The 21,728-nt window shown below is 68.6% G+C and carries 18 protein-coding genes; 3 read left to right on the top strand and 15 right to left on the bottom strand.

The window, feature by feature from the left end; all coding sequences use genetic code 11:
• Nucleotides 1-100 precede the first annotated feature (100 nt).
• Both OG276_RS06155 and OG276_RS06150 read right to left on the bottom strand, forming a co-directional pair.
• On the bottom strand, nt 101-2,281 hold the full coding sequence (locus OG276_RS06155; RefSeq protein WP_266903456.1) for a discoidin domain-containing protein: 2,181 nt from the start codon (nt 2,279-2,281) through the stop codon (nt 101-103).
• A gap of 340 nt (nt 2,282-2,621) precedes the next feature.
• Nucleotides 2,622-4,826 carry a discoidin domain-containing protein gene (locus OG276_RS06150; protein WP_266903455.1) on the bottom strand — a complete coding sequence of 735 codons (2,205 nt, stop codon included), beginning with the start codon at nt 4,824-4,826 and terminating at the stop codon, nt 2,622-2,624.
• A gap of 266 nt (nt 4,827-5,092) precedes the next feature.
• Between OG276_RS06150 and OG276_RS06145 the strand changes: the two genes are divergently transcribed.
• Entirely contained in the window at nt 5,093-6,112 is a 1,020-nt protein-coding gene (locus OG276_RS06145) for a LacI family DNA-binding transcriptional regulator (RefSeq protein ID WP_266903454.1), read from the top strand.
• 86 nt (nt 6,113-6,198) lie between these two features.
• Here the strand turns inward: OG276_RS06145 and OG276_RS06140 are convergent, their stop codons facing one another.
• The 9 genes from OG276_RS06140 to OG276_RS06100 are packed head-to-tail and all read right to left on the bottom strand — an operon-like array spanning nt 6,199 to nt 13,738.
• Nucleotides 6,199-7,032: a hypothetical protein gene (locus tag OG276_RS06140; protein ID WP_266903453.1), complete on the bottom strand. Its 834-nt coding sequence runs from the start codon at nt 7,030-7,032 to the stop codon at nt 6,199-6,201.
• 1 nt (nt 7,033) lies between these two features.
• Nucleotides 7,034-8,341 carry a sugar efflux transporter gene (locus OG276_RS06135; protein ID WP_266903452.1) on the bottom strand — a complete coding sequence of 436 codons (1,308 nt, stop codon included), beginning with the start codon at nt 8,339-8,341 and terminating at the stop codon, nt 7,034-7,036.
• Nucleotides 8,338-9,270 carry an HAD family hydrolase gene (locus OG276_RS06130; protein ID WP_266903451.1) on the bottom strand — a complete coding sequence of 311 codons (933 nt, stop codon included), beginning with the start codon at nt 9,268-9,270 and terminating at the stop codon, nt 8,338-8,340. The genes OG276_RS06135 and OG276_RS06130 overlap by 4 nt, the downstream gene beginning before the upstream one ends.
• Nucleotides 9,156-9,989 (bottom strand): glycosyltransferase family 2 protein, encoded by an 834-nt coding sequence (locus tag OG276_RS06125; RefSeq protein WP_266903450.1) that lies wholly within the window; start codon nt 9,987-9,989, stop codon nt 9,156-9,158. Before OG276_RS06125 ends, OG276_RS06130 begins: the two co-directional genes overlap by 115 nt.
• Nucleotides 9,986-10,960: a nucleoside hydrolase gene (locus OG276_RS06120; RefSeq protein WP_266903449.1), complete on the bottom strand. Its 975-nt coding sequence runs from the start codon at nt 10,958-10,960 to the stop codon at nt 9,986-9,988. The genes OG276_RS06125 and OG276_RS06120 overlap by 4 nt, the downstream gene beginning before the upstream one ends.
• The gene (locus OG276_RS06115) at nt 10,950-11,462 is read right to left on the bottom strand and encodes an NUDIX domain-containing protein (RefSeq protein WP_266903448.1); all 513 of its coding nucleotides are present in this window, start codon (nt 11,460-11,462) and stop codon (nt 10,950-10,952) included. Before OG276_RS06115 ends, OG276_RS06120 begins: the two co-directional genes overlap by 11 nt.
• Nucleotides 11,447-12,166, bottom strand: a complete 720-nt coding sequence (locus OG276_RS06110; protein WP_266903447.1) for a PIG-L deacetylase family protein — start codon at nt 12,164-12,166, stop codon at nt 11,447-11,449. Before OG276_RS06110 ends, OG276_RS06115 begins: the two co-directional genes overlap by 16 nt.
• A 23-nt stretch (nt 12,167-12,189) precedes the next feature.
• Entirely contained in the window at nt 12,190-13,212 is a 1,023-nt protein-coding gene (locus OG276_RS06105; RefSeq protein ID WP_266903446.1) for an ATP-grasp domain-containing protein, read from the bottom strand.
• 55 nt (nt 13,213-13,267) lie between these two features.
• Nucleotides 13,268-13,738, bottom strand: a complete 471-nt coding sequence (locus OG276_RS06100) for a hypothetical protein (RefSeq protein ID WP_266903445.1) — start codon at nt 13,736-13,738, stop codon at nt 13,268-13,270.
• An 876-nt stretch (nt 13,739-14,614) separates the two neighbouring features.
• On the opposite strand from OG276_RS06100, the gene OG276_RS06095 reads away from it, so the two are divergent.
• On the top strand, nt 14,615-15,448 hold the full coding sequence (locus tag OG276_RS06095) for a hypothetical protein (protein ID WP_266903444.1): 834 nt from the start codon (nt 14,615-14,617) through the stop codon (nt 15,446-15,448).
• A gap of 141 nt (nt 15,449-15,589) precedes the next feature.
• Here the strand turns inward: OG276_RS06095 and OG276_RS06090 are convergent, their stop codons facing one another.
• The 4 genes from OG276_RS06090 to OG276_RS06075 are packed head-to-tail and all read right to left on the bottom strand — an operon-like array spanning nt 15,590 to nt 20,176.
• Nucleotides 15,590-16,945 carry a GH1 family beta-glucosidase gene (locus tag OG276_RS06090; protein ID WP_266903443.1) on the bottom strand — a complete coding sequence of 452 codons (1,356 nt, stop codon included), beginning with the start codon at nt 16,943-16,945 and terminating at the stop codon, nt 15,590-15,592.
• A 34-nt stretch (nt 16,946-16,979) separates the two neighbouring features.
• Nucleotides 16,980-17,819 carry a carbohydrate ABC transporter permease gene (locus OG276_RS06085; RefSeq protein WP_266912565.1) on the bottom strand — a complete coding sequence of 280 codons (840 nt, stop codon included), beginning with the start codon at nt 17,817-17,819 and terminating at the stop codon, nt 16,980-16,982.
• A gap of 31 nt (nt 17,820-17,850) precedes the next feature.
• Nucleotides 17,851-18,846, bottom strand: coding sequence for a carbohydrate ABC transporter permease (locus tag OG276_RS06080; protein ID WP_266903442.1), 996 nt, complete (start codon nt 18,844-18,846; stop codon nt 17,851-17,853).
• A gap of 13 nt (nt 18,847-18,859) precedes the next feature.
• Nucleotides 18,860-20,176, bottom strand: coding sequence for an ABC transporter substrate-binding protein (locus OG276_RS06075; RefSeq protein WP_266903441.1), 1,317 nt, complete (start codon nt 20,174-20,176; stop codon nt 18,860-18,862).
• 185 nt (nt 20,177-20,361) lie between these two features.
• On the opposite strand from OG276_RS06075, the gene OG276_RS06070 reads away from it, so the two are divergent.
• Nucleotides 20,362-21,681, top strand: coding sequence for an ROK family protein (locus tag OG276_RS06070; protein ID WP_266903440.1), 1,320 nt, complete (start codon nt 20,362-20,364; stop codon nt 21,679-21,681).
• Nucleotides 21,682-21,728 lie beyond the last annotated feature (47 nt).

Genomic DNA, 21,728 nt, shown 5'->3' with positions numbered 1-21,728 from the left:
CCGCCACCCGTTCTCCGGCCGCCGCCGGGCGGCCGGAGAGTCATGGGGGCGGCAGCCCCGCGAGGGCGGACGGACCCGTCAGGGCCGCGCCGTCACGCGTTCAGCTGTAGATGCCGAACTCGTGCAGGGAGTAGCCCCAGCCGGTGCCGCGCGCGGTCAGGTTCAGTCGTACGTGGCGGGCGTTGGCCGACACGTTGATCGTGTCGATGTCACCGTTGCCGGTCGTGGTGGAGTGGACGGTGCGCCAGTTGGTGCCGTCGTCGGAGAGCTGTACCTCGTAGGACTTGGCGTAGGCGGGGTCCCACACCAGCTGCAGGGTGCGGATCGCCTTGGAAGCACCGAGGTCCACCGAGATCCACTGGGGGTCGCTCCAGTCGCTGGCCCAGCGGGTGGTGGTGTTGCCGTCGGTGGCGTTGCCGGCGGGGCAGGGGCAGTCGCCGTAGGAGGCCTGCGAAGAGGAAGCGGTGGCGGGCTTGTTCAGGGCGATGTTGGTGCCGCTGACGGGCGGGGCGACGACCTTCACGGACTTGGTCTCGATGCCCAGGTTGCCGCGGCCGTCCTCGGCCTGGATGTAGACCTTCCAGACGCCGAGCTTCTCGGGAGCGGTGACCGCGAAGGTCCCGTTGCCCGTGGAGCGCCACTGGGCCTCGACCAGACGCTTGTCGCCGTTCGCGTAGTTGCCGCTGAGGAAGACCTTGTACGTCAGGGGGTCGTTCTGGGGGTCACTGATGTTGGCGCGGACGGTGAACTCACCGCCGGCCGGCGCGTTGGAGGCCTTGTCGACGACCATGTTGCTGATGACCGGCGGCGTGTTGTCGCCCGCGGTCGACCCGGTGTACGCCTTCTTCACCGCGTAGTACGACAGCCTCTTGAGCCCGTCGGGCAGCAGGTTGAACCAGATGCCGCCGAAGTCGTGCTCGATGCCGTAGTGGAACATCGTGGCGCCCAGGGCGACGCCCTGGTGACCGGTGATGCAGTTCCAGGCGGTGGTGTATCCCTCGGCGGTCTGGACGTCGGTCTTCTGGTCGGGGATGCCGTTGGCGTCGTTCGGCACCTCCCACTCGCCGGCCGGTCCGGTCTCGGTGATGATGTAGGGCTTGTTGTAGCCGCCGTCCACCCAGTCCTGCTTGACCCCGCAGATGTCTCCGTAGGAGTTCATCGAGTACAGGTCGAGGTCCGGGGCGTTGCGCTTGTAGTACGGCCACGCGCCCGTCCAGGCGTCGGTCGAGGTGACCGGGTGGTCCGGGTCGATGGTGTGGATCTTCTTGGCGACGTCGTTCACGAACGTGGTGTAGGCGTTGCGCTGCGCCTCCAGCTCGGTGCCGCTGTAGCAGTTCTGAAGGCCGAGGACGGATTCGTTGCCGACGTTCCACATGAGCGTGGCCGGGTGCGACTTGTAGGTGTCGACCCACTTGGCGAACTCGGTGAGCATGTTGCTCTTGTACGCGGCGTCGGTCACGTAGTTGACGCAGCCGCCGGAGCCGGGGCCGCCGCCGGGCTGCAGCCAGAATCCGTTGATGACCCGGACGCCGTTGGCGGCGGCCGTGTCGAGCAGGGGCTTGCTCGACGCGTCCGTGCCCCAGGTGCGGATGGTGTTGACGCCCATGGACTTCACGTCGGGCATGTACTTCGGGGCGTCGGCGAAGGACGGGCCCCAGGTGAGGCCCTTGACCGTGTACGGCTGCCCGCCGACGGTCAGCTGCCAGTTGCCCTGCGATCCGGCCACGCGCACGGCGCCCTGGGCCGGGGGTTCCACCGAGGTGGTGCCGTAGACCTGGAACTCCCAGAGGGAGTAGCCGTAGCCGCCGGAGCGGACCAGGCCGTTCATCCGCACGTAGCGGCCGCTGCCGGAGATGGCGATCTCGTCGATGCCGCCGTCGCTGCCGGTGACGGACTTGGCGGTGCGCCAGTTCGTTCCGTCGTCCGAGACCTGGATCTCGTAGTTCTTGCCGAACGCACCCTCCCAGGTGAGGACGACGCGGCTGAGGCTGCGGCTCGCACCCAGGTCCACCTGGATCCACTCGGCATCGCGCCACTGGCTGGCCCAGCGGGTGCCGGTGAGGTTTCCGTCGAACGCGGCGGCCGCGGAATAGGCCTCGCCCTCGCTCGAGGAGGCGGTGGCCGTCTTGCCCTGGGAGAGGAGGGTCTCCGCGGCCACCGCGGTGGGAGCGGAGGCAAGGGCCAGCGAGGACGCGAAGAGCGCTCCGAGCGTGACGAGGGCGGCCGCGCCGCGCGTGCGGCGGCGGGGTGGGGTGCTGGTGGAGGGGGGATGGGGGAACATTGCGGCTCCTGGTGTCAATGGCGGTGGGGACTGACCAGCTCTCCCGTGGGGGCGCCTCGCCCGCGCGACAGCGCTCTCTGTGTCGTCGGGCACGGCCCTGCCAGGTGCTCGGGCCTCGCTCCGGCCGGGAATGCCGGGCTGGTCGGTGTGCTCAGGGCCCCTGGGCCGGGGCGGGGAGACCGGTTCACCCAGCCCAGGGGAGTAGAGCCCGGCTCCGTCGGGTCAGCGGAGGCCGGTCGGGCGGTGGAACCCCCGGGCCGCGGCGGCAGGGCGGAAACCGGGCCCGGGGAGTCGGCCCGGCTCCGGTGGGTCACCGGAGCCGGTGGGGAGGGACGGCGTCTCAGGGGAAGGAGACGACCGTCGAGGGAACCGTCGAGGTGCCGGCCGGGACCGTGGACGCCCCGGTGTCGTTGATGACGTGCGCGTAGTGGCCGTTGCCGCCGAGCGACACCGTCAGGAGGCTGTGGAACTTGACCCCCGGCTTGACGGGGGCCTTGAAGCCGTGGTCCTGGATGATCGTCGGATCGACGTTGTAGTTGCTGTAGGAGCCCAGGCCCCAGGCTTCGTGGGTGGTGACGGAGTCGTCCACCCGGTAGGCGGCGTATCCGCGGGTGCTGCCGTTCTGGATGGCGGCCTGGTTGGGCGCGTCGTACGCCTTCTCGTTCTGGTAGAAGACCGTCTTTCCGCGCTCGCCGAACCACTCCACGTCGTACTTGTTGAAGTGCTCGACGAACAGGCCCGTGGCCAGGACGTCGTCACCGTTCACCCGCACCCCGTAGTCGGCGCGGTTGGTCTCCCAGCCGACGCCCTCGCCGTGGTCGGCCCGCCACACCCAGGTGTGGTCGACGATGGCGTCGTCGCTGTTCACGACCACGCTGGTGGTCGCCTTGCCCGCGCCGGCGCCACCGACGCGGATGTAGACGTCCTGCACGGTGGTGGGGTTGGCGGCGTGGTCGGCGGAGGAGTTCTGCGGACCGAGCTCCAGCAGGGTCGGCGAGTTGACCGGTCCGGCATCGATCAGGAATCCGGCGAGACGGACGCCGTCGACGTCGGCGACCTTCATCGCGGTCACCCCGTTGTCCGGGATGATCGTGGCGAGGCCCAGGCCGAGCACGATGGTGTTCGCGCGGTTCACGTTGATGGTCTGGTCGACGTGGTAGACGCCGGGCGTGAACAAGAGGTTCAGGCCCTGGGCCAGCGCCTGGTTGATCGTGGCGGCGGTGGTGCCGGGCTTGACCACGTAGAACTGGCTGAGCGGGACGGAATCGCCCTGCGGGGTGCCGTTGGCCCAGCTGGTTCCGCGGGCGTTGGTGCGCTTGGCCGGCGCGAACACCTTGTACTCGTTGCCGTCGACGTAGAGGTAGGGCTTCTCGCGGGAGACGGGCGTGGTGTCGAGGGTGGTGTAACGCGGCTCGGGGAATGCGTTGGCCGGAGCGCCCTCGACGCCGGAGAAGGTCTGGTTCCACACGCTGTTGGACCAGCCGCCGATGGTGCTGTCGCGGGTGTACCACTGCTGCTGCGAGTAGTTGCCGACCTGGCCGTCGACCTTGGAGTCGGCGATGTAGCCACCGCTGGCCCAGCCGTAGCCGTTCGGCGCCAGGTTGAGCGAGCCCTTGACGTGCATGCGGCGGAAGGAGGACGCCTGCGAGACCGCCCAACGGTTGGTGCCGCTGACCGGGTTGACGGTCAGACCCTCCACACCGCGCCAGAAGTTCTGAGTGGCGTTGCCGTTGAACCAGCCCGCATCGACCGTCACGTCACCGTTGATGGTGGTGTCGCCCGGGCGCAGGCCGAGACCGGCGATCTGGGTGTAGAAGCCGACCTGCGCGTTGAGGTTGTTGTACGTGCCGGGCTTGAAGAGGAAGGCGTGCCGGCCGCTGCCGAACTGCGCCGACTCCTGCTCCTGGAAGACCCGGTCCAGCTCGGCCTGGATGCCGGGGGTCGACGGATCCACGACGTGCACGTTCGGGCCGAGGTCGCCGCCGCCCGGCAGGACCGGGCCGGTGCCTCCTCCGCCCGTGCCGAACACCTGGAACTCCCAAAGCGAGTAGCCGTATCCGGTGGCACGGGTCACACCCTGCATCCGGACGTAGCGGGCGCTGCCCGTGACGTTCACGGTCTCGGTGCCGCCGGCTCCGGTGGTCGTGGAGTAGGCCGTGGTCCAGTGGGTGCCGTCGGTCGACAGCTCGATCCGGTAGGCCTTGGCGTAGGCGGCCTCCCAGCGCAGAACGACCTTGCCGAGTTCGACGGCGGCTCCGAGGTCGACCTGCAGCCACTGGGCGTCGGAGGAGGCACTGGCCCACCGGGAGCCGTTGTCGCCGTCGACGGCGTAGGTGGCCGGGGTGCCGTAGTGCTCCTGGCTGGAGGCCGTGACCGCCTTGCCCTGGGAGAGCAGTGCCGGCTCGGCCGGTGCGGCGGGGGCCGGGGGTGCGAGCGCGAGCAGGGTGCCGAAGAGGGCGGTGGTGACGGCCCCGGCGATCCCCCTCCGGGTTGCGAGAGGACGTCGTCTGCGTGGCGATGCGTCAACAGGTATGCCAGTAGGCATTGGTGCTCCTTAACGAACCTGAAACGGGAGAGCGCTCTCCAGACCTTGCCCGTAACGCAATCGACCGGTCAAGGCCCTTGCCACTCTTTTCTTTAGTCTTTCATTAAGTTCCGAGGTGAGAGGGGGTGGACGTGTGGGGCGTGCGGGGCGGATCGTCCGGCAGGCCGTCTCACGCCCCGTCACCATGGCTTTACGGATGGAGACTTCCGCGGTCGCCATGCCTTCGGAGGGAAGGCCGGGCTCCCCTGCGGGGGGCCGCCGAGCCCGTGCTCGCGAGGCCGGCCGGACCGGCCGTGGCGTCCCGCAGGGCCGGGGTGTCCCGGGCAACGGTGTCGCGGGTGGTCAACGGGACCCGCAACGTGGATCCCGACATCCAGGAACTCGTCCGTCACGCGGTCGAGCGGACGGGGTACAGGCCCAACCGGGCAGCCCGGTCCCTGGTGACCCAGCGCACGGAAACGGTTGCGCTGATCATCTCCGGCGCCGGGGACACCTTCGCCTCGCGCGTCTTCGCCGACCCGTTCTTCGGACGGGTGGTCAGCGGGGCCATGGGGTACCTGCGGGCGCACGCGATGCACCCGGTCATCCTGGTCGCCGAGTCCGGGGCCGCCAGGGAACAGGTGGTGGACTACCTGGGCCAGGGCGCTGCCGACGGCGCGCTGGTGGTGTCGATCCAGGCCGGCGATCCCCTGCCCGCGATGCTCGTCGCCGCACGGATCCCCGTGGTGCTCTTCGCCCGTCCGGAACCCGCGCAGGCGGTCAGCTACGTCGATCTCGCCCACGCCGACGGAAGCCGGCTGGCCGCCGAACACCTCCTGGCCCGCGGCCGCCGGCGGATCGCGACGATCTCCGCTCCCCAGTCGATCCCGGCGGCCAAGGACCGGCTCGACGGGTTCCGTGCGGCGCTGACCTCGGCGGGGATCTCCGAGGTTCCGGTGGCCGAGGGGAACTTCACGGTGGACAGCGGCGCGGCGGCCATGACCCGGTTGCTGATCGGCCATCCGGACGTGGACGGGGTGTTCGCCGCGAACGACCTGATGGCCCAGGGTGCTTGCCAGGTCCTGCGCGAACAGGGCAAGCGGGTGCCCGAGGACGTCGCCGTCATCGGCTTCGACGACTCGAGCGTCGCCGCGACGTGCCGCCCCGCGCTGACCACGGTCCGCCAGCCCGTCGAGAAGATGGCCGCTGAGATGGCACGCCTCTTGGCGGAACACATCCAGGGCACCCGCACGGAACCCGCTTCGATCGTCTTCGACGCCGAACTGGTCGTACGCGATTCAGCCTGAACCGTTCCGCTGGGCGAAGCAAGGGGCCCGCCCGGTGCCGCACGCCCGGCGTGCGCAACGGGCAGGCCCCCACGACCTGCGTCCGCCTACCTGATGTCCTTGAGCTGGGAGACGAGCTCCGGCCACGCCGCGTAATCCGCGTAGTCGCTGCCGCAACGGCTCAGTGAAAGCTCCCGGGCCGTGACGTCGATGCGTCCGCCGTTGGCCCGCAGGTGCTGGAGCATCCGGCGTGACTCGTCCACGGTGTCGGGGTAGGTCAGGTGCCAGTCGCCGGACGCGTACGCCCGTTCGCGCTGGACGAGCCGGGCCAGCACCGAGTCGTCCCATTTGAAATGGTGGACCTGCGGGAAAGCCTCCTCGGCGGGCATGAGCTTGCCCGCCACGGCCCCGTGCTGGCCGAGGTGCAGCCGTACGTCACCGCGCGCCAGGGTCACCTTGGACGATCCGCCTCCCGGCAGACGCAGGGTCACGAATCCGGCGAGCGGGTACTGCGTCCAGATGGATGCGTTCGGGTCCAGTGCTGCCAGACTCCCGTCGGCGGCCACCCGGTCCAGCAGGGCACCCTTGACGTGGTCGTAGCCGCCGGCTTCGCACGCGGCGATGACGTCGGACAGCGGTCGGTCGTAGACGTGGAACTCGTCGAGGTCCGCGATCACCCACCAGTCGTCGGGATGGCGCCTCATCTGCGCCCAGATCAAGTACCCGTTGAGGTCCTCGTCCCAGGGGCCCTGGTGCACCGCGGCGAAGGAGATGCCGTGGCGCGCGACCACGTCCTGGGAGCGCCGGAAGTCCGGATCGTCGAAGGACTCGATGTGCCGGGCGATGTGGAAGGACTCGACACCCATGCTCCGGTAGTGGGTGATCGCGGAGTCCAGCAGGCCGGTGTCGGCTCCGACAACGGATACGAATCGAATCGTCACGTCAGATCTCTCCCGTGTTCGTTGAGTGCTGAGCCGCCGTCCCGGGCGAGCCGGAACGCTGGTCGCCCCCGGCGCCGCGCGAAGCCCTCCGCACGAGCAGGAGTACGGCGGCGAGTGCGCACAGACCGGCGCAGATCCAGAAGACGCTGCGGTAGCCGGCCTGCGCCGCGACCACTCCGGTGATGGCGCCGGCCAACAACTGGGCGATCGGAAAGGTGGAGGAGTAGAGCGCGGACACGGTGCCCGTCCCGCCGGGGACCTCTTGCTGCACCACCACCATCGGGATGCTCGTGATCACCGCGATCCACAAGGCGTTCGGCAGCTGAAGGGCGATCAGCACGGGCGCCGAGCCCGCCATCGGCAGCAGGCTGAAGAAGACGACGGCGAGGACCACGGCGGCGGCCACGACCCGCATCTTCCCGATGCGATCGGCCAGCCGACCGATCGTGATCATCAGGGGGATCTCCAGCGCCGCGCAGACTCCGGCCATCAACCCGACCAAGGAGGGCGACAAGTGCAGGTCCTTGGTCACGTACAGGGCGATGGAGATGATGTACATCCCGTTGGCGACGTTGACCGCCGTCACCGCGCCGAGCAGGAGCCAGGAGCGGGACGGCACGGTGGCGGCGAGGCGGCGGAGGGCCGAACCACGCCCCTCCGCCTTGTCCCTGGGCTCCGGCCGGGGAGGTGGGGGCAGGGCGGGAAGGAACCAGCGCCCGAGGATCGCGGTCAGGAGGAGCAGGCCCGCGGCGCCCGCGTACATGCGCCCGAACCCGGCGTGGACCAACAGGAAGAGGCCGACCGGCGGACCGATCACCCATCCGGCGGAGAAGACGGACCGCACCGAGGAGCTGAACGGGGTCACCTCTCTGCCGGTGTGATCGGCGAACTCCTTCACGTACGCGAACATCTGCGAGATGTAGGCCTCGTTGAGACCGAGGAGGACGGCTCCGGCGGCGAACACCACGGCGTAGTCACGGGCGCCGGCGAAGACCAGCGCACCGGCCACCCCTGCCAGCGCGGTCGAGGAGAGGGCGATCCTTCTGTCGGGCAGCCGGTCGGAGAGCCAACCCATGGCCAGATTGATGCCGATGCCCGCGACGGCGCAGCCCATGAAGTACAAGCCGATGAGCCCCGGCCCCGCACCCACGGCATCCGCGAGGAACAGGCTGAGCGTGGTGCCGAACACCGACATGGCGAGGGCGTAGCATCCTGCGGCGATTCCCAGGGACGCCGTCGTCCCGCTGGACCGGCGTCCGCCGGGGGCGTCCTTCCCGGTTTCGCCGGTGGTGGAACGAGCGGGCTTCACGTTGTTCCCCCGGTGTCCAGGTGGTGCGTACGCCAGCGGTCGTCGTGGGCCGCCAGCCATGTCCCGACCGAATCCGCGCACGGGAAGGCCGCGAGGCGAGGCTCGACGGGGGCTCCGATCACGACCGCCTCACCGACGCATTCGAGCATCGGAATGTCGTTGGCCCGGTCGCCGAAGGCGACCGCCTCGGCCGGTGTCACGCCCGCCTCCTCAAGAATCCTGCGCACCGCGTGTCCTTTGGAGGCGAGGGGCGACAGCACCTCGACCGGTCCGCCCTCCTGCGGTGTGCAGGAGTAGGTGATGGTGACCTCGAACCCCAGGGCCTGGGCCTTGCGGGTCAAGTCCCCGGCATTCAGGTCCCCGCTGCGGCAGAGCAGCTTCGTGATGGGCAGAACACTGCTGGTGAGCTCCGTGATGTCCGCACAGAACCCGTCCGCGCCCGTATCGGTGGCCGGCCACCAGGCGTATCCCGGCTCATAGCCGAACGCGGACTCGAACTCCGTCGCGAAGCTGACGTGCGGATCGACCCGGCGCAGCGCCTCGCAGAAGTCCCGCACCCGTTGCCCGTCGAGCGGAGCGAGGATCAGCGTCCGACCGTCCACGACTTCCGACGCCCCGTTCGAGGTGACGATCCGAAGGGAGAGTTCCTTGAGGGCTGCCGGCAGGTCGGAAAGACAGCGCGAGGGGCGCCCCGTCACGAAAACGAGACGGGCCCCGCCCGCCGAGACCTGTCGCAGCAGGTCGATGTCCTCGTCGAGGACGAGACCGTCCGGACGCACGAGAGTCCCGTCGAGATCACAGAAGACGGCCCTGATCAATTCGTCCCCCGTTGACGCCGTATCGCGGTTCCGCGGCTCACCAACACCACGAGGTTCCTGAAGGCCGCGTAGAACCCCGCGCCGGGATCGCCGCTCCGTACGCCTCGCCACGCCACCCTGCGCGCCTTCCTCAGCTCGTGGCGCAGCGACATGATGGGCAGCACCTTCAGGAACTCGCCGTGGGCCTGGCCCGCCCCGTAGGCCCGGACGCTTCTCAAGTCGTCCCGCACGCTGAGGGGTTTATGCCAGATGACCGCTTCGGGGACGAGCCGGACGGGTATGTTCGACCTTCGCCGGCGCAACTCGAAATCTCGGTCCTCGCGCCATTTCATGGCGGTGCTGAAGTGGTAGCCGCCCATCTTCCGCACGATGTCCGTGCGGTAGAGCAGCGGCGGGCTGTAGGCGTTGACCTTCTTCGTGACCAGAGGGTCTTCCGTCAGCCGTCGCGCCGAGGCCACCAGTCGGCTGCCGCGGCCTTCGGACTCGAACCGGACACGCCCCTTGACCAGACCGTGGGACGCTTCGGCCCGCATCGAGGCGATGGCTCCGGGCTCGAACACGCAGTCGGAGTCCATGAGCAGGACCAGGGGCGTGACCGCCTCCGTGATCGCCCGGTTGTAAGCCAGTCCGATGCCGCTCTCCGGGGTGCTCAGGACGGTCACGTGCGATGCGGCTTTCGCATAGGTCCTCAACCCGTCGAGGAACCAGTCCGGGGAACCGTTGGTGGAGATGATGACGGGGCAGGGAACGTCGATGGAGGCCAAGCACCGATAGACCAGGGGATCGTCGCGAACGGGGATGATGACCGTCAGGTCTGCGCCGGTGCTCAAGGAGACCTCCTCGGCCGGCTCACCGCTGCTTCGAACCGGCTGACCAGGGTGTCGGGATCGATGTCCGTCACCCGGCGGTGCGTCCCTGGCCCCGGCTCGAATCGAATGGCCCCGCGGTTCACCGGATCCGTGTCAACGCAGATCGTTCCCGCCTCGGCCTCGTACGGCATGGCGCCGTCCGCCATGATCAAGGCCGCCACAACGTCCCAGATGGGTTCGCGGTCCGTGCTCTCACCGCGCGGTGACTCGCGCTCCAGCTTGTCCAGAGCGGCTCCCAGCGGAGTGCCGGTACGCCTGATCCGTTCGACCACCACCGGTCTCAGCCGCGGGGCCTGCAGAACTTCGAGCGGCACCATCACCACGGCCTCCCACCCCGCCGACAGACACTCCTGCAGGGCTTCGGGGTCGGCGAACGCATTGAACTCGGCGCGCTCCGTGACGTTTCCGCTCCTGATGGATCCACCGGCGATCCACAGACGGTGCCGCGCCACTCCCGAGGACCCCAGTGCGCGCAGGGCCCGGGCGATGTTCGTGAGGGGGCCGATGCCGAGCACGTCGGAGCCCTCGGACCGGGTCAGGGCCGCGGCGAGCACGTCGGGAGCCGATCCGTCCGCGACGTCGGCGTCCCAGAAGCCGTCGTTGTCCGGACGGAGCGACGCCAGGTAGGTGTGCGCGGGCAGAGCCGACACGATCCCGCGCACCTCCTCCCGGACGGGGGTGTGCCACCACAGGGGCTTTTCGCATCCGCGGACGACGTCGACGTCGACGTCGACGTCGAGCAGGTGATCGCGGGTCAGCGTGCGCGCGTGTCCCGTGGAGATGGCGGCGGTGGTGTTTCCGAACACCGTGGTGATCAGGCGAGGGACGCGTGGCAGGGCGAAGAGGTAGTGGAGCGCGAGGGCGTCGTCGTTGATTCCCAGCGTGTCGGTGTCGACGATCAGATCGCGTTCGGTGTCCTGCTCAGAACTCAACGGGGGCTCCCGAGCTCATCCAGTGCCGGAGCGCTTGCGCATAGCCCCGGCCTTCGTTTTCGAGGAGGGCTACGGCGTCCTGCGGTCGTAGCACGCTGACGGAGGTGACCTGTTCGGCTCCGACGGGGTTCGTGGGGGGACCGGTGAGCTTCCCTTCGACCACTCCCCACAGCCAGGCCTTCAAAGGGAAGGGGGCGTGGGGCCTGTAGGGGACGCGGTGGTAGGAGACGCCGCTGTGTGCGGCGAACCAGTGGGGTCGCCCCTTCATGAGGAATCCCGCTTCTTCGAGTAGCTCGCGGCTCATGCACGCGTCGACCGACTCGCCTTCTTCCCTGGTTCCACCGGGGAGGAAGGCCGTGCCGTCGGCGAGCCGACAGACCACGACGCCGTGCTCGGCAAGGGGGATGGCCCGAACGCTCTGGACCACTTCGTCCGGTGGCCGTTGGTCGGTGAACCTGACGATGGTCTGGGCCCACTCCCAGTCCTCTAGGTGCTCCCGCACGTCGGCTCCTGGGCTCGTGTCGCCTCGGCGATGAACTTCAGATCCGTCCGGTAGGTCACGAACGATTCCGCGTACGGGACTCCGATGGCCGCCCCTTGGAGGGCGTCGGCCGTCTCGATGCCGCTCGTGGACCGCGGGTGCGGGTCTGGCTTGGTCTGGTGCTGGTAGCACGCGATCGCGGCCTGCTTCTGTCCGTAGTGTTCGGTGATGTCGAGGACGGCCGTGGCCTGCTCGAGTTGAGAGCTCCAGGAGTCCTCGGGACACTGGTAGCCGAGGATCACGGACGGTGTGTGGTGCCCGGCCCCTCGGTTGCGGCATGCCGCGAATGCGGCTTGGTGGACCACCTGGTGGTCCTGGTGGAAGGCTCCGCGGGTCGGCAGCAGCACCAGTTGGGGCCTTACGCGGTCGATGGAGATCGGCGAGCCGGACTCCATGGAGGCGATGAGCCGCGCCGATTGCGTGTGCAGTGTGTCGTGGTGATCCCCGTCTTCGATCATCACGTGAAAGTCGCTGACGCCCAGCTTGTTGCAGGCCTGCGCGAACTCCGTGCCCCTGTCGGCGGCGACCCGGGCCGTCGCCGGGCCGCCCGTGTTGATCCCGTGCTGGACGATGAGCTGTACGAAGACCTGCATGCCGGAGGCCGCGAGCGTGGCGATGGTGCCTCCACAGCCGAACGTCTCGTCATCGGGATGCGGTGCGATCACGAGCACGCTCCCCCGCTTCGTTCTCATTTCTCCCCCGTTCGCGTCTCCATGGATGCGGTGCGCTCCTCCGCCGCGGGCTCCTGCCCGGCTCTGAGGGTTTGGTAGCCGGGAACGCGCACGAGCCTGGTCGTGCGGAACGCGCGTGCTTCGTGCAGACCCTCGGGCAGCGACCTGTCTCCTGTGGTCAGGAGCACCAGGTACTGCTCCACGAGGTGCGTCGTGCCCCAGAAGGCGGCCGCGCACCCGCCTCCGAACCGAACGTTGATCTCCGTGAAGACGATGCCGTCGGGCTGAAGGAATCCCTGAACGCAGGAGGGTCCTACGACGTGCAGCTCCTGCAGCAGTTCGGCAATGAGCTGTTCGAGTTCCGGGTCGTGGAAGGTCTCGGTGACGGTGGACATGCCGGAGCGGGTTCTCAGCCTCCGTCGGGCGACGACGAGCGGCAGCCCCGAGCCCGTGTACAGGCAGTCGGCGGAGAACTCCTGCCCCGTCAGCACTTCCTGGACCAGTCCGCCGGGGTTCCGGGCGAGCCAGGCATCGAGTTCCGGCCGACTGGAGCAGACCATGGAGTCCGCCCCGCCGCTGCCCGCGCGTTTCTTGACGAACACGCCGGCGGCCGGAAGCGGGCCGGCCCGCAGGCCGTCGGCCGGGAAGGAGACCGGTGTACGGAATCGGGCGTCCCGGCTCAGCCGGCTCGCGAACTCCGCCTTGTCCGAGCAGACCCGGACCGTTTCGGCCGAAGGCATCCACTGGGCCAGGCCCAGCTCGTTCAAGGCGTCCACTTCGCCGGCGGCGTAGCGGACCTCGGCGTCCGTGTTGAAGCTGACGTGGCGGGCTCCGAACTCCGTCGCCACCTTCGCGAGGGCTTCGAGGTAGGTGCGGCCTTCCGAGGCGGGAGGGAGCAGGCTCGCTCGGTGGGAGTTGGCCAGGAGGGCGGGGCAGAGGGGATCCGCGTCGGCCCACAGGACGTCGTACCCGAGCTGCTCGGCTTGCAACGCCACCGCATAGCCGGAGGCACCACCGGTTCCGGTGACGACTATGCGCATGCGGTCCATCGCTTCCTCGCGCTCGAGGGAGAGGGGAGTGCCGTCGAGCCCACGTCTAGCCCCACTCCCCGCGGGCCACGATCTCCCGGACCCGCTCGCCGAAGGTCGGGTCGGCACCCGAGTAGGGATGGGCGACGACGGTGCCGTCTCCGAGGAAATGGGCCATCCCGCGGCCCATCTTGCGGCCCGCCTCGGTATGGATGTCGAGTGCGTAGTCCGGGATGACCGGGCCGCGCAGGCCCTTGTTCATCGTGTGCCGCGACCACATGCAGATCTCGTCCGTGGTCTCGTCCTTGGGGAGCGCCACCAGGTAGCGGACGGCTTGGACGAGGAAGCCCCAGCGCTCGCCGGTGCCCCGTTGCATGCGTGTGCCCACGCGGTTCAGTGACTCGACGACGAGGGTCTGTGTGAACGTTCCGTCGTTGCAGTCAGAAATGGAGATCACCAGGAGTCGGGTCCACAAGTGTGCTTCGAGCTCAGGGCTCGTCTCGTACATCTCCCGGGCGACGAGGAGGGCTTCCTCCAAGTTTCCCCTGCGGATGTATTTCTGCAGGGCGGATATCAGTTCGTCGCACTGAAAACCCCGGACGCTCACCACGTCTGCCCAGGGATCTCGCGTGGTCGGCGGCAGAGACATTCTTCCTCCTTCACGGTTTGGTGCACCCCGCGGTGTTGTCGTTCGAGGTATTTGCTCGTCTTCGCGAGATCCCGAACGGAGCTGCCACGAGGTATTCACGACTACAAACGTAGATCGCGATGGCCGGAAGAGGCAGCATGTTTCTCGCCTCATCGATTGGTGGGGGGATGTCATGGTTCAGGTATGAATTGGCGGCCGCTGCGAACGGTGGTGCGGGCCGGCTCGCGCGGTGCGCCCGGCGCGGTGCGGGCGGCTCCTCGCAGCTCAGGGCGCAGGGAGGCGAACTCTCTTCCTTCATGTATTAATAAAAGCCATACCTCAAGGTGATTGGCTGAATGTTGCCCCTGGGGTTGAGGTGCCTATGGTGCTGAGGCGGTTTGAGCAGGCCGCCTGTAGGGAGGTTGTGGCCCTGTCGGTGGGGTGGGAATCGGCCACCTCCTGTCCTGCATGGCTTCAATTAATTCGTGAGGGAAGAGTCCTCCGCCTCGCACCTTCCTGAGCTGCGAAGACTGTTCCGCGGGGCGTCGCCCGGGTGTCGTCTGTGGCGGTCCAGTCGTCGGCGCTCCGTCATCCATGGGGCTTCAGATCCGGATATAACGCCCCCGGGTGGGCGGCTCGAAATTCACTGTAGGTTTCCAGCCGCGATGATCTACGTTTGCAGCGGCGCCATGTGAAAAGGCGCATTTCTGGTGTGTCGGGCTTTGTGATTCGCTCCGACCCTGTGACGTCCACCTCGGATTCGGCGACTGTGAAAATGGAGTGATAATGCCCGATCTCAGCCACGCCCTGCGGGACTGGTCCATGCCGGGATATCGGCTGCAGTCGATGATTCGCTTTGCGGAGCGCATGCCGGTGTTCTCGGAAGCGTTTCGCTACTCCTTCGGCCTCGTGGACCGCCCCATGTACGCCTACGGTGTGCGCAAGGCCGTGGAACTGGCTCGCTCGCTGGGGCGCGGCGGAATCACCGTCGTGGAGTTCGGAGTGGGGGGCGGCGGAGGCCTGGAGGCCTTGAGCCGGCATGCGCGCAGGTACTCACGAAGCAGCGGGATCGACGTCCACGTCTTCGGGTTCGACTCCGGTGAGGGACTGCCCGAACCCGCCGACCACCGGGACGTGCCCTACATGTGGGCCCGGGGGCAGTACCCGCCGCGGCGAGGCGAGCCGCTCTCCGGGCTCGCCGGTTCGGCCGGGCTCGTGCTCGGTGACGTGTCCGAGACCGTACCCGAGTTCCTGCGCACCCACGCGGACCACCTGGCGAAGAACCCGTTGGGGTTCGTCTCCTTCGACCTGGACTACTACTCCTCGACCACGTCGGCCCTGGCACTGTTCCGCGACGCGGACGACGATCACCTGTTGCCACGCGTCACGAGCTACTTCGACGACATCCTGTCCATCGTCGAGGAGACCGGAGAACTCGCCGCGATCGCCGATTTCAACCGTGCGGCGAAGCAGGGAACCGTCGGAAAGGTGAACGCCCTCCGCGCCCACCTCCCCTTCGACCCGGTATGGGCTGACCAGATCTTCGAGTACCACCGCTTCGAGCACCCGGACTACAGCCGCCACGAGTCGGCGCGCAACGACCCGAAGTGGCGCCCCTGAACGGATCCACGGGGCCGGCCCGCGGCGCCCCGGAACAGCCAGACGCCCGGCTGGGTGTCCCAGCCGGGCGTTCTGCGTGGGTGAGGACGGCCGACCGTGCCCCGGGGAGCGAAGCCGGTCGGGACCGGTCCGGCCGCCGGACTACGCGTGGAGCCGGCCGTGGCTGCGGACGATGTCCGCGTAGCGGCGGCCGCTGGTCTTCACGGTGCGCTGCTGGGTCGCGTAGTCGACGTGGACGAGGCCGAAGCGCTTGTCGTAGCCGTAGGCCCACTCGAAGTTGTCCAGCAGGGACCAGGCGTAGTAGCCGGCCAGTGGAGCGCCCTGGCGGACGGCGCGGGCACAGGCGGCCAGGTGTCCTTCGAGGTAGGCGGTGCGCTCGGGGTCGTCGACCGCCCCGTCGGGGCCGACGGTGTCGGGGAACGCGGAGCCGTTCTCGGTGACGTAGAGCTTCTGCACGCCGTAGTCGTGGGTGAGGCGCAGCAGCAGGGACTCGATGCCGTCGGCGTCGATCTGCCAGTCCAGGCCGGTGCGCGGTACGTCCGGGAGGCGGACCTCGCGGGCGAAGGGGACCGGGCCCGTGGCGTCGTTGGCGACGGTGGCGGGGAAGTAGTAGTTGAGTCCGTGCCAGTCGAGGGGCGCGGCGATGGTGTCCAGGTCGCCGGGGCGCTCGGGCAGCTCCACCCCGTACAGCTCGCGCATGTCGGTGGGGAAGCCGCGTCCGTATACGGGGTCGAGCCACCAGCGGTTGGTGTGTCCGTCCATGCGGACGGCGGCGGCGACATCCTCGGGGTGGTCCGTGGCGGGGACCACCGTGGAGTGGTTGGTGACGATGCCGATCTGCGCGCCGGGTGCTGCGGCACGGAGGGCCTGGGTGGCCAGGCCGTGGCCCAGCAGGAGGTGGTAGGAGGCGCGGACGGCGGCGGTGAGGTCGGTCAGGCCGGGGGCCATGCGGCCTTCGAGGTGGCCGATCCAGCCGGAGCAGAGGGGTTCGTTGAGGGTGGCCCACTGGGTGACGCGGTCGCCCAGGCGCTCCGCGACGGCGGTGGTGTAGGTGGCGAGGTGTTCGGCGGTCTCGCGGACGGTCCAGCCGCCGCGGTCCTGCAGGGCCTGGGGGAGGTCCCAGTGGTAGAGCGTCACCGAGGGGGTGATGCCGGCTTCCAGGAGCCCGTCGATCACCTTGTCGTAGAAGTCGAGGCCCCGGGCGTTGACCGGCCCGGAGCCGTCCGGGACGATGCGCGGCCAGGCGATCGACATGCGGTAGGCGTTGGTGCCCAACCGCTTCATGAGGGAGATGTCCTCGGGCCACCGGTGGTAGTGGTCGCAGGCCTCGTCACCGGTGTCGCCGTTGTCGACCTTGCCGGGGGTGTGGGAGAACGTGTCCCAGATGGAGGGGCCGCGGCCGTCCTCCTTGACGGCTCCCTCTATCTGGTACGCGGAAGTGGCCGTGCCCCAGGCGAAGTCCTGAGGGAAGGCGCCGAGGTCAATGGAATCCGACACAGCGAACCTTTCGAAGATCAATGGGAGGAGGGGGCTACTTGACGGCGCCGGCGGTCAGCCCGGTGACGAGGTAGCGCTGGAGGAGGAGGAAGCCGCCGACGACGGGCAGGCTCACGACGAGCGAGGCGGCCATGACCTGGTTCCAGTACACGTCGTTCTGGGTCGAGTAGCCCTGCAGGCCCACCGCGAGGGTGCGGGTGGCGTCGTTGGTCATGACCGAGGCGAACAGCACTTCGCCCCAGGCCGTCATGAAGGCGTAGACGGCGACGGCGACGATGCCGGGGATCGCGGCGGGCACGATGACGCGGAAGAGGGCGCCGAGCGGACCGCAGCCGTCGACCTTCGCGGCCTCGTCGAGGTCCCGGGGGACCGAGTCGAAGTATCCGATCAGCATCCAGATCGAGAACGGCAGCGAGAACGTCAGGTAGGTGAGGATCAGCCCGGCGCGCGAGCCGAAGAGCGCGATCCCGGTGGCGTTGCCGATGTTGACGTAGATGAGGAACAGCGGCAGCAGGAAGAGGATGCCGGGGAACATCTGCGTCGACAGCACCGTGACGGTGAAGAGGCGCTTGCCGCGGAAGGAGTAGCGGCTGACGGCGTAGGCCGCGAAGATCGCGATGACGACGGAGAAGACGGTCGCCGCACCGGCCACGATCAGCGAGTTCATGAAGTAGTCGCCGAGGGGGACGGTCTTCCAGATGTCGAAGTACGGCTGGATGGTCAGGCCCGAGGGGATCCACTGGAACTTCCCCGACACGTCCTGCAGCGGCTTCAGCGAGCTGGAGATCATGACGTACACCGGCAGCAGGACGAACCCGGTCAGGAGCGTCAGGAACACCAGCCGGCTCACGAGGAACGACTTGGGGGGCGCCATGGGCGACCGGGACTGCACCACCTGACTGTGCTTAGGCATCGGTGGCGCTCCTTCCTCGGGAGGTGAACAGGAGGTAGAGGCCGGTCACCACGAGCAGGAACAGCAGCAGCAGGACGGACATCGCGGAGCCGGTGCCGAAGTTCCAGGTCTGGAACGAGGACTGGTAGATGTGGATGGAGATGAGGTCGGCCGAGGCCGGCGCCGATTTGCCGAACAGGACGAACGGCGTGTTGAAGTCGTTGAACGTCCACAGGAACAGCACCAGGATCAGGACCTGGTTGACCGGGCGCAGCGACGGGAGCGTGATGCGGCGGATCTGCTGCCAGACGCCCGCCCCGTCCAGGGCCGCGGCCTCGTAGATCTCGCGGGGGATGTTCTGCAGGCCGGCCATCATGATGAGGAAGGCGAAGGGCCAGCCCTTCCAGACGGAGACGACCAGCAGGGTGATGAAGGCGTTGTCGCCGATGAGCCAGAAGGGCGGGCTGTCGGTGAGCCCGAGCTGGTCGTGGATGACGTGGTTCACCAGGCCGTTGTCGCGCTGGAACATGAAGGCCCAGGTGATGACGGCGGCGTAGACGGGCAGCGCGTACGGCACCAGGAAGATGGTGCGCAGGATGCCCCGGCCCCTGAACGTCTCCTGCATGAAGATCGCGGCCGCCGTGCCGATCAGCCAGCACAGACCCACGGAGAAGAAGGTGAACAGGCACGTGGTGAAGAAGGAGCTGAGCAGTGCCTCGCCGACCGGTGCGTCGAAGTCGACGGTCAGGGAGTAGTTGTCCAGGCCGGACCAGGGCGCGTTGCTCCAGTCGCGGAGGTAGAACTGGGTGAGCTCCTTGAAGCTGACGACGATGCCGATGACCATCGGGATCAGGTGGACCAGGAGCTCGAGGACGAGTGCGGGGAGCAGGAGCAGGTACGGCAGGGAGATGCGGCGGAGCCGCCCGGGGCGGCGCGTGCGGGGCGCCGCTCCGGGGTGGTCCTTCCGTACCGTCCGCTTGCCCGTACGAGGGGGTGCGGTGGTCGTCATGAGGTGTCCGTGCCTACTTCTTGGGCATCTGCTGCTGGGCCTTCTCGAGCTTGGCCTTCACCGACTCCAGCGTCACCGGACGGCCGGCCGCCGCGTCGGCGAAGAGCTCCTTGACCGCGGTGCCCACCACCGTCTCGAACTGCGACTCCTCGGGGACCTGCGGGAGGGCGGAGGCGCTCTTGGCGAGCGTGTCGCGCAGGACGGCCAGACCGGGGGTGTTGAAGGCGGGGTCCGTCTGCGCGGACTTGACCGGCGGGATGGAGCCGTAGGCCTTGTTGAGGACCTTCTGCTCCTCGTCACCGGTCATGAAGTTCACGAACTTCGTGGCGCCGTCGATGTTCTTGGTGTTCTTGAAGACGGCCATGTTGATGCCGGCGACCATGGAGTTGGTGGACGTGCCCGTCCCCGGCGCACCGGACTGCACGGGCGCGGGGACCACGCCCCACTCGTCCTCCTTCATGCCCTGCGCCGCGAAGGTCGCCGACGCGGTCTGCCACAGCACCATGGCGGTCTTGCCCTTGGCGAAGTCGCTCAGTGACTGGTTCTGGGAGTACTCGGCGTTGCCCTTGGCGACGATCTGCGCGTCCGCCATCAGGTCGACGTACTGCTTCACGGCCTTGACCGCGCCGTCGGAGGTGAAGTCGGCCTTGCCGTCCGCGGTGAAGAAGTCCGCGCCGTGCTGCTTGCCCAGGACGAAGACCTGGTGGATGTTGTTCGACAGGTTGGAGCCCTCGACACCGAGCCCGGCCTTGCCGTCCTTGGTCAGCTGCTTGCCGGTGGCGATCACCTCGTCCCAGGTGGTCGGCGGCTTGGCGACGCCCGCGTCGGCGAACGCCTTCTTGTTGTAGTAGAGCGCGTAGGCCATGGAGTACAGCGGTACGGCCGCCGGGTCCTGGCCCTGGACGCCGGTGGAGCCGAGCGCCGACTCGACGAACTTGTCCCTGCCGCCGATCTTCTCGAAGTTCTTGGCGTCCCACGGCAGCAGAGCGCCACTGGCCTGCAGCGAGGCGCTCCAGGTGTTGCCGATGTTCAGGACGTCGGGGCCCTGGCCGGAGGTGGTCGCGGTCAGGATGCGGTTGAGCAGGTCGCCCCACGGCACGACTTCGAGCTTGACCTTGATGCCCGTCTGCTTCTCGAACTTGTCGAGCTCCGGCTGGAGGACCTGCTTGTCCACCTCCAGGCTCGATCCCTGGTTGGAGGCCCAGTAGGTCAGCGTCTTCGGCTGCTCGTTGGACCCGCTCCCGTCGGTGGAGCCGCCGCCACAGGCGGCCGCTCCGAGGACGAGGGAGAGGGTGACTGCGCCGACCGCTGCGACTCTGATTCTGCGCATGGCTCCATGGGCCTTTCAGGAAGGAACGGGGATGCCGACTGCGGGGTGGGGGGCGGACGTTCCGCGGTTCGCCCCCAAAACCACATGGCTTAATTTAGGATGTGAGTTAAACCTCAAGCGAAGGACTCGTCAAGAGCGTTCACGCAGGTATCTTGCAGTTATGGGTATCGAAGACAGGGGACAGAGTGCGCGTGCGTAGCGGCCGAACAGTGCGTGACCTGCGGCGGGAGAACCGAACCGCTGTTTTGCAACGGTTGTATTTCGACGGCCCTCTGAGCCGCTTCTCGCTGGGGCCCGCCACGGGATTGAGCTCCGGATCCATCAGCAACGTGGTCGCGGAGCTGGTCAGCGACGGCCTGGTGGAGGAAGCCGGGAGCGTGGAGTCGGCCGGCGGGCGACCCAGGACCCTGCTCCGGGTCAGCCCGGCCAGCGGCTACATGATCGGTGTCGACGTCGGTGAGACCCGGATCCGCATCGAGCTCTTCGACCTGACCCTGACCGAGCTCGCACGCGTCGAGCGCCCCCTGGAGGCTGCCGGGCCCCGCCGGATCGACCGCTACGACGTCGCCGTCGTCGTGCGACACCTCCGCGAGGGCATCGCCGAGGTCCTGCACAGGGCCGGCATCGCCCCCGAGCGGCTCCTCGGCGTCGGCATCGGTGTTCCCGGCATCGTCGCCAGAACCGCGGACGGCGCCGTCGTCCACGGCCAGACCATCGGCTGGGACGCCGTCCCGCTGGAGCGGATGCTGCGCGACTCGCACCTGCTGCCCGAAACCGTCCCGTACTACATCGACAACGGGGCCAAGACCCTCGGCCAGGCCGAAATGTGGTTCGGCGCCGGCCGCGGAGCGCGCAACGCCGTCGTCGTGCTCTTCGGCTCGGGCGTCGGCGCCTGTGTGGTCAGCGAGGACACCCGAACCGGCCGCGCCATCGAGTGGGGCCACCTGACCGTCCGTGTCCGCGGGCGCCGCTGCCGCTGCGGCGCCCAGGGCTGCCTGGAGGCGTACGCGGGGGCCGAGGCCCTCCTGGAACGCTGGGTCGAGGCCGGGGGGCGCCCGCCGGCCGACACGGACGAGGAGACCGCCCTGACCGCGATGCTCGCCGCCGCCTACCCGGCACCGGACACCGACGGCACCACCCCCGGGGCCGACACGACGGCACTGGCCGTCCTGGAGGAGACCGCCGAGTACCTCGGCGCGGGATTCTCCGACCTGATCAACCTCTTCCAGCCCGAACGCATCCTCGTCGGCGGCTGGGCCGGCCTGCAGCTCGGCACCCGCTTCCTGGACTCCGTACGCTCCTACGCCACCTCCTACGCCCTGTCCTACCCGGCCGCCAACGTCCGCATCGACCTCGGAACCTTCGGCCCCGACGCCGTCACGGTCGGCGCGGGAATCCTGCCCCTCGCCGACTTCTTCGCCCACGGCGGCCACCGCACGCAACCCGAACGCGAGGAGCCGCTTCCGGCCTGGCGCACCACGCTGCAGGAGCGGGCGGCGCACTGACCCCCCGGCCCACCCCGCAGCCTGCGTGGTGGGCCGACGGGCGCGAG

Source organism: Streptomyces sp. NBC_00086 (assembly GCF_026343255.1).
In the GTDB taxonomy this organism is placed as follows: Bacteria; Actinomycetota; Actinomycetes; order Streptomycetales; family Streptomycetaceae; genus Streptomyces.
Note: the sequence above shows the minus strand (reverse complement) of the source record. Positions and strands in the feature narration are given on the sequence as shown.

What these genes read in the sequence shown, in the direction of transcription:
- OG276_RS06105 (WP_266903446.1), bottom strand. Translation starts at nt 13,212, where the DNA reads ATGCGCATAGTCGTCACCGGAACCGGTGGTGCCTCCGGCTATGCGGTG.
- OG276_RS06080 (WP_266903442.1), bottom strand. Translation starts at nt 18,846, where the DNA reads ATGACGACCACCGCACCCCCTCGTACGGGCAAGCGGACGGTACGGAAG.
- OG276_RS06150 (WP_266903455.1), bottom strand. Translation starts at nt 4,826, where the DNA reads ATGCCTACTGGCATACCTGTTGACGCATCGCCACGCAGACGACGTCCT.
- OG276_RS06075 (WP_266903441.1), bottom strand. Translation starts at nt 20,176, where the DNA reads ATGCGCAGAATCAGAGTCGCAGCGGTCGGCGCAGTCACCCTCTCCCTC.
- OG276_RS06095 (WP_266903444.1), top strand. Translation starts at nt 14,615, where the DNA reads ATGCCCGATCTCAGCCACGCCCTGCGGGACTGGTCCATGCCGGGATAT.
- OG276_RS06085 (WP_266912565.1), bottom strand. Translation starts at nt 17,819, where the DNA reads ATGGCGCCCCCCAAGTCGTTCCTCGTGAGCCGGCTGGTGTTCCTGACG.
- OG276_RS06155 (WP_266903456.1), bottom strand. Translation starts at nt 2,281, where the DNA reads ATGTTCCCCCATCCCCCCTCCACCAGCACCCCACCCCGCCGCCGCACG.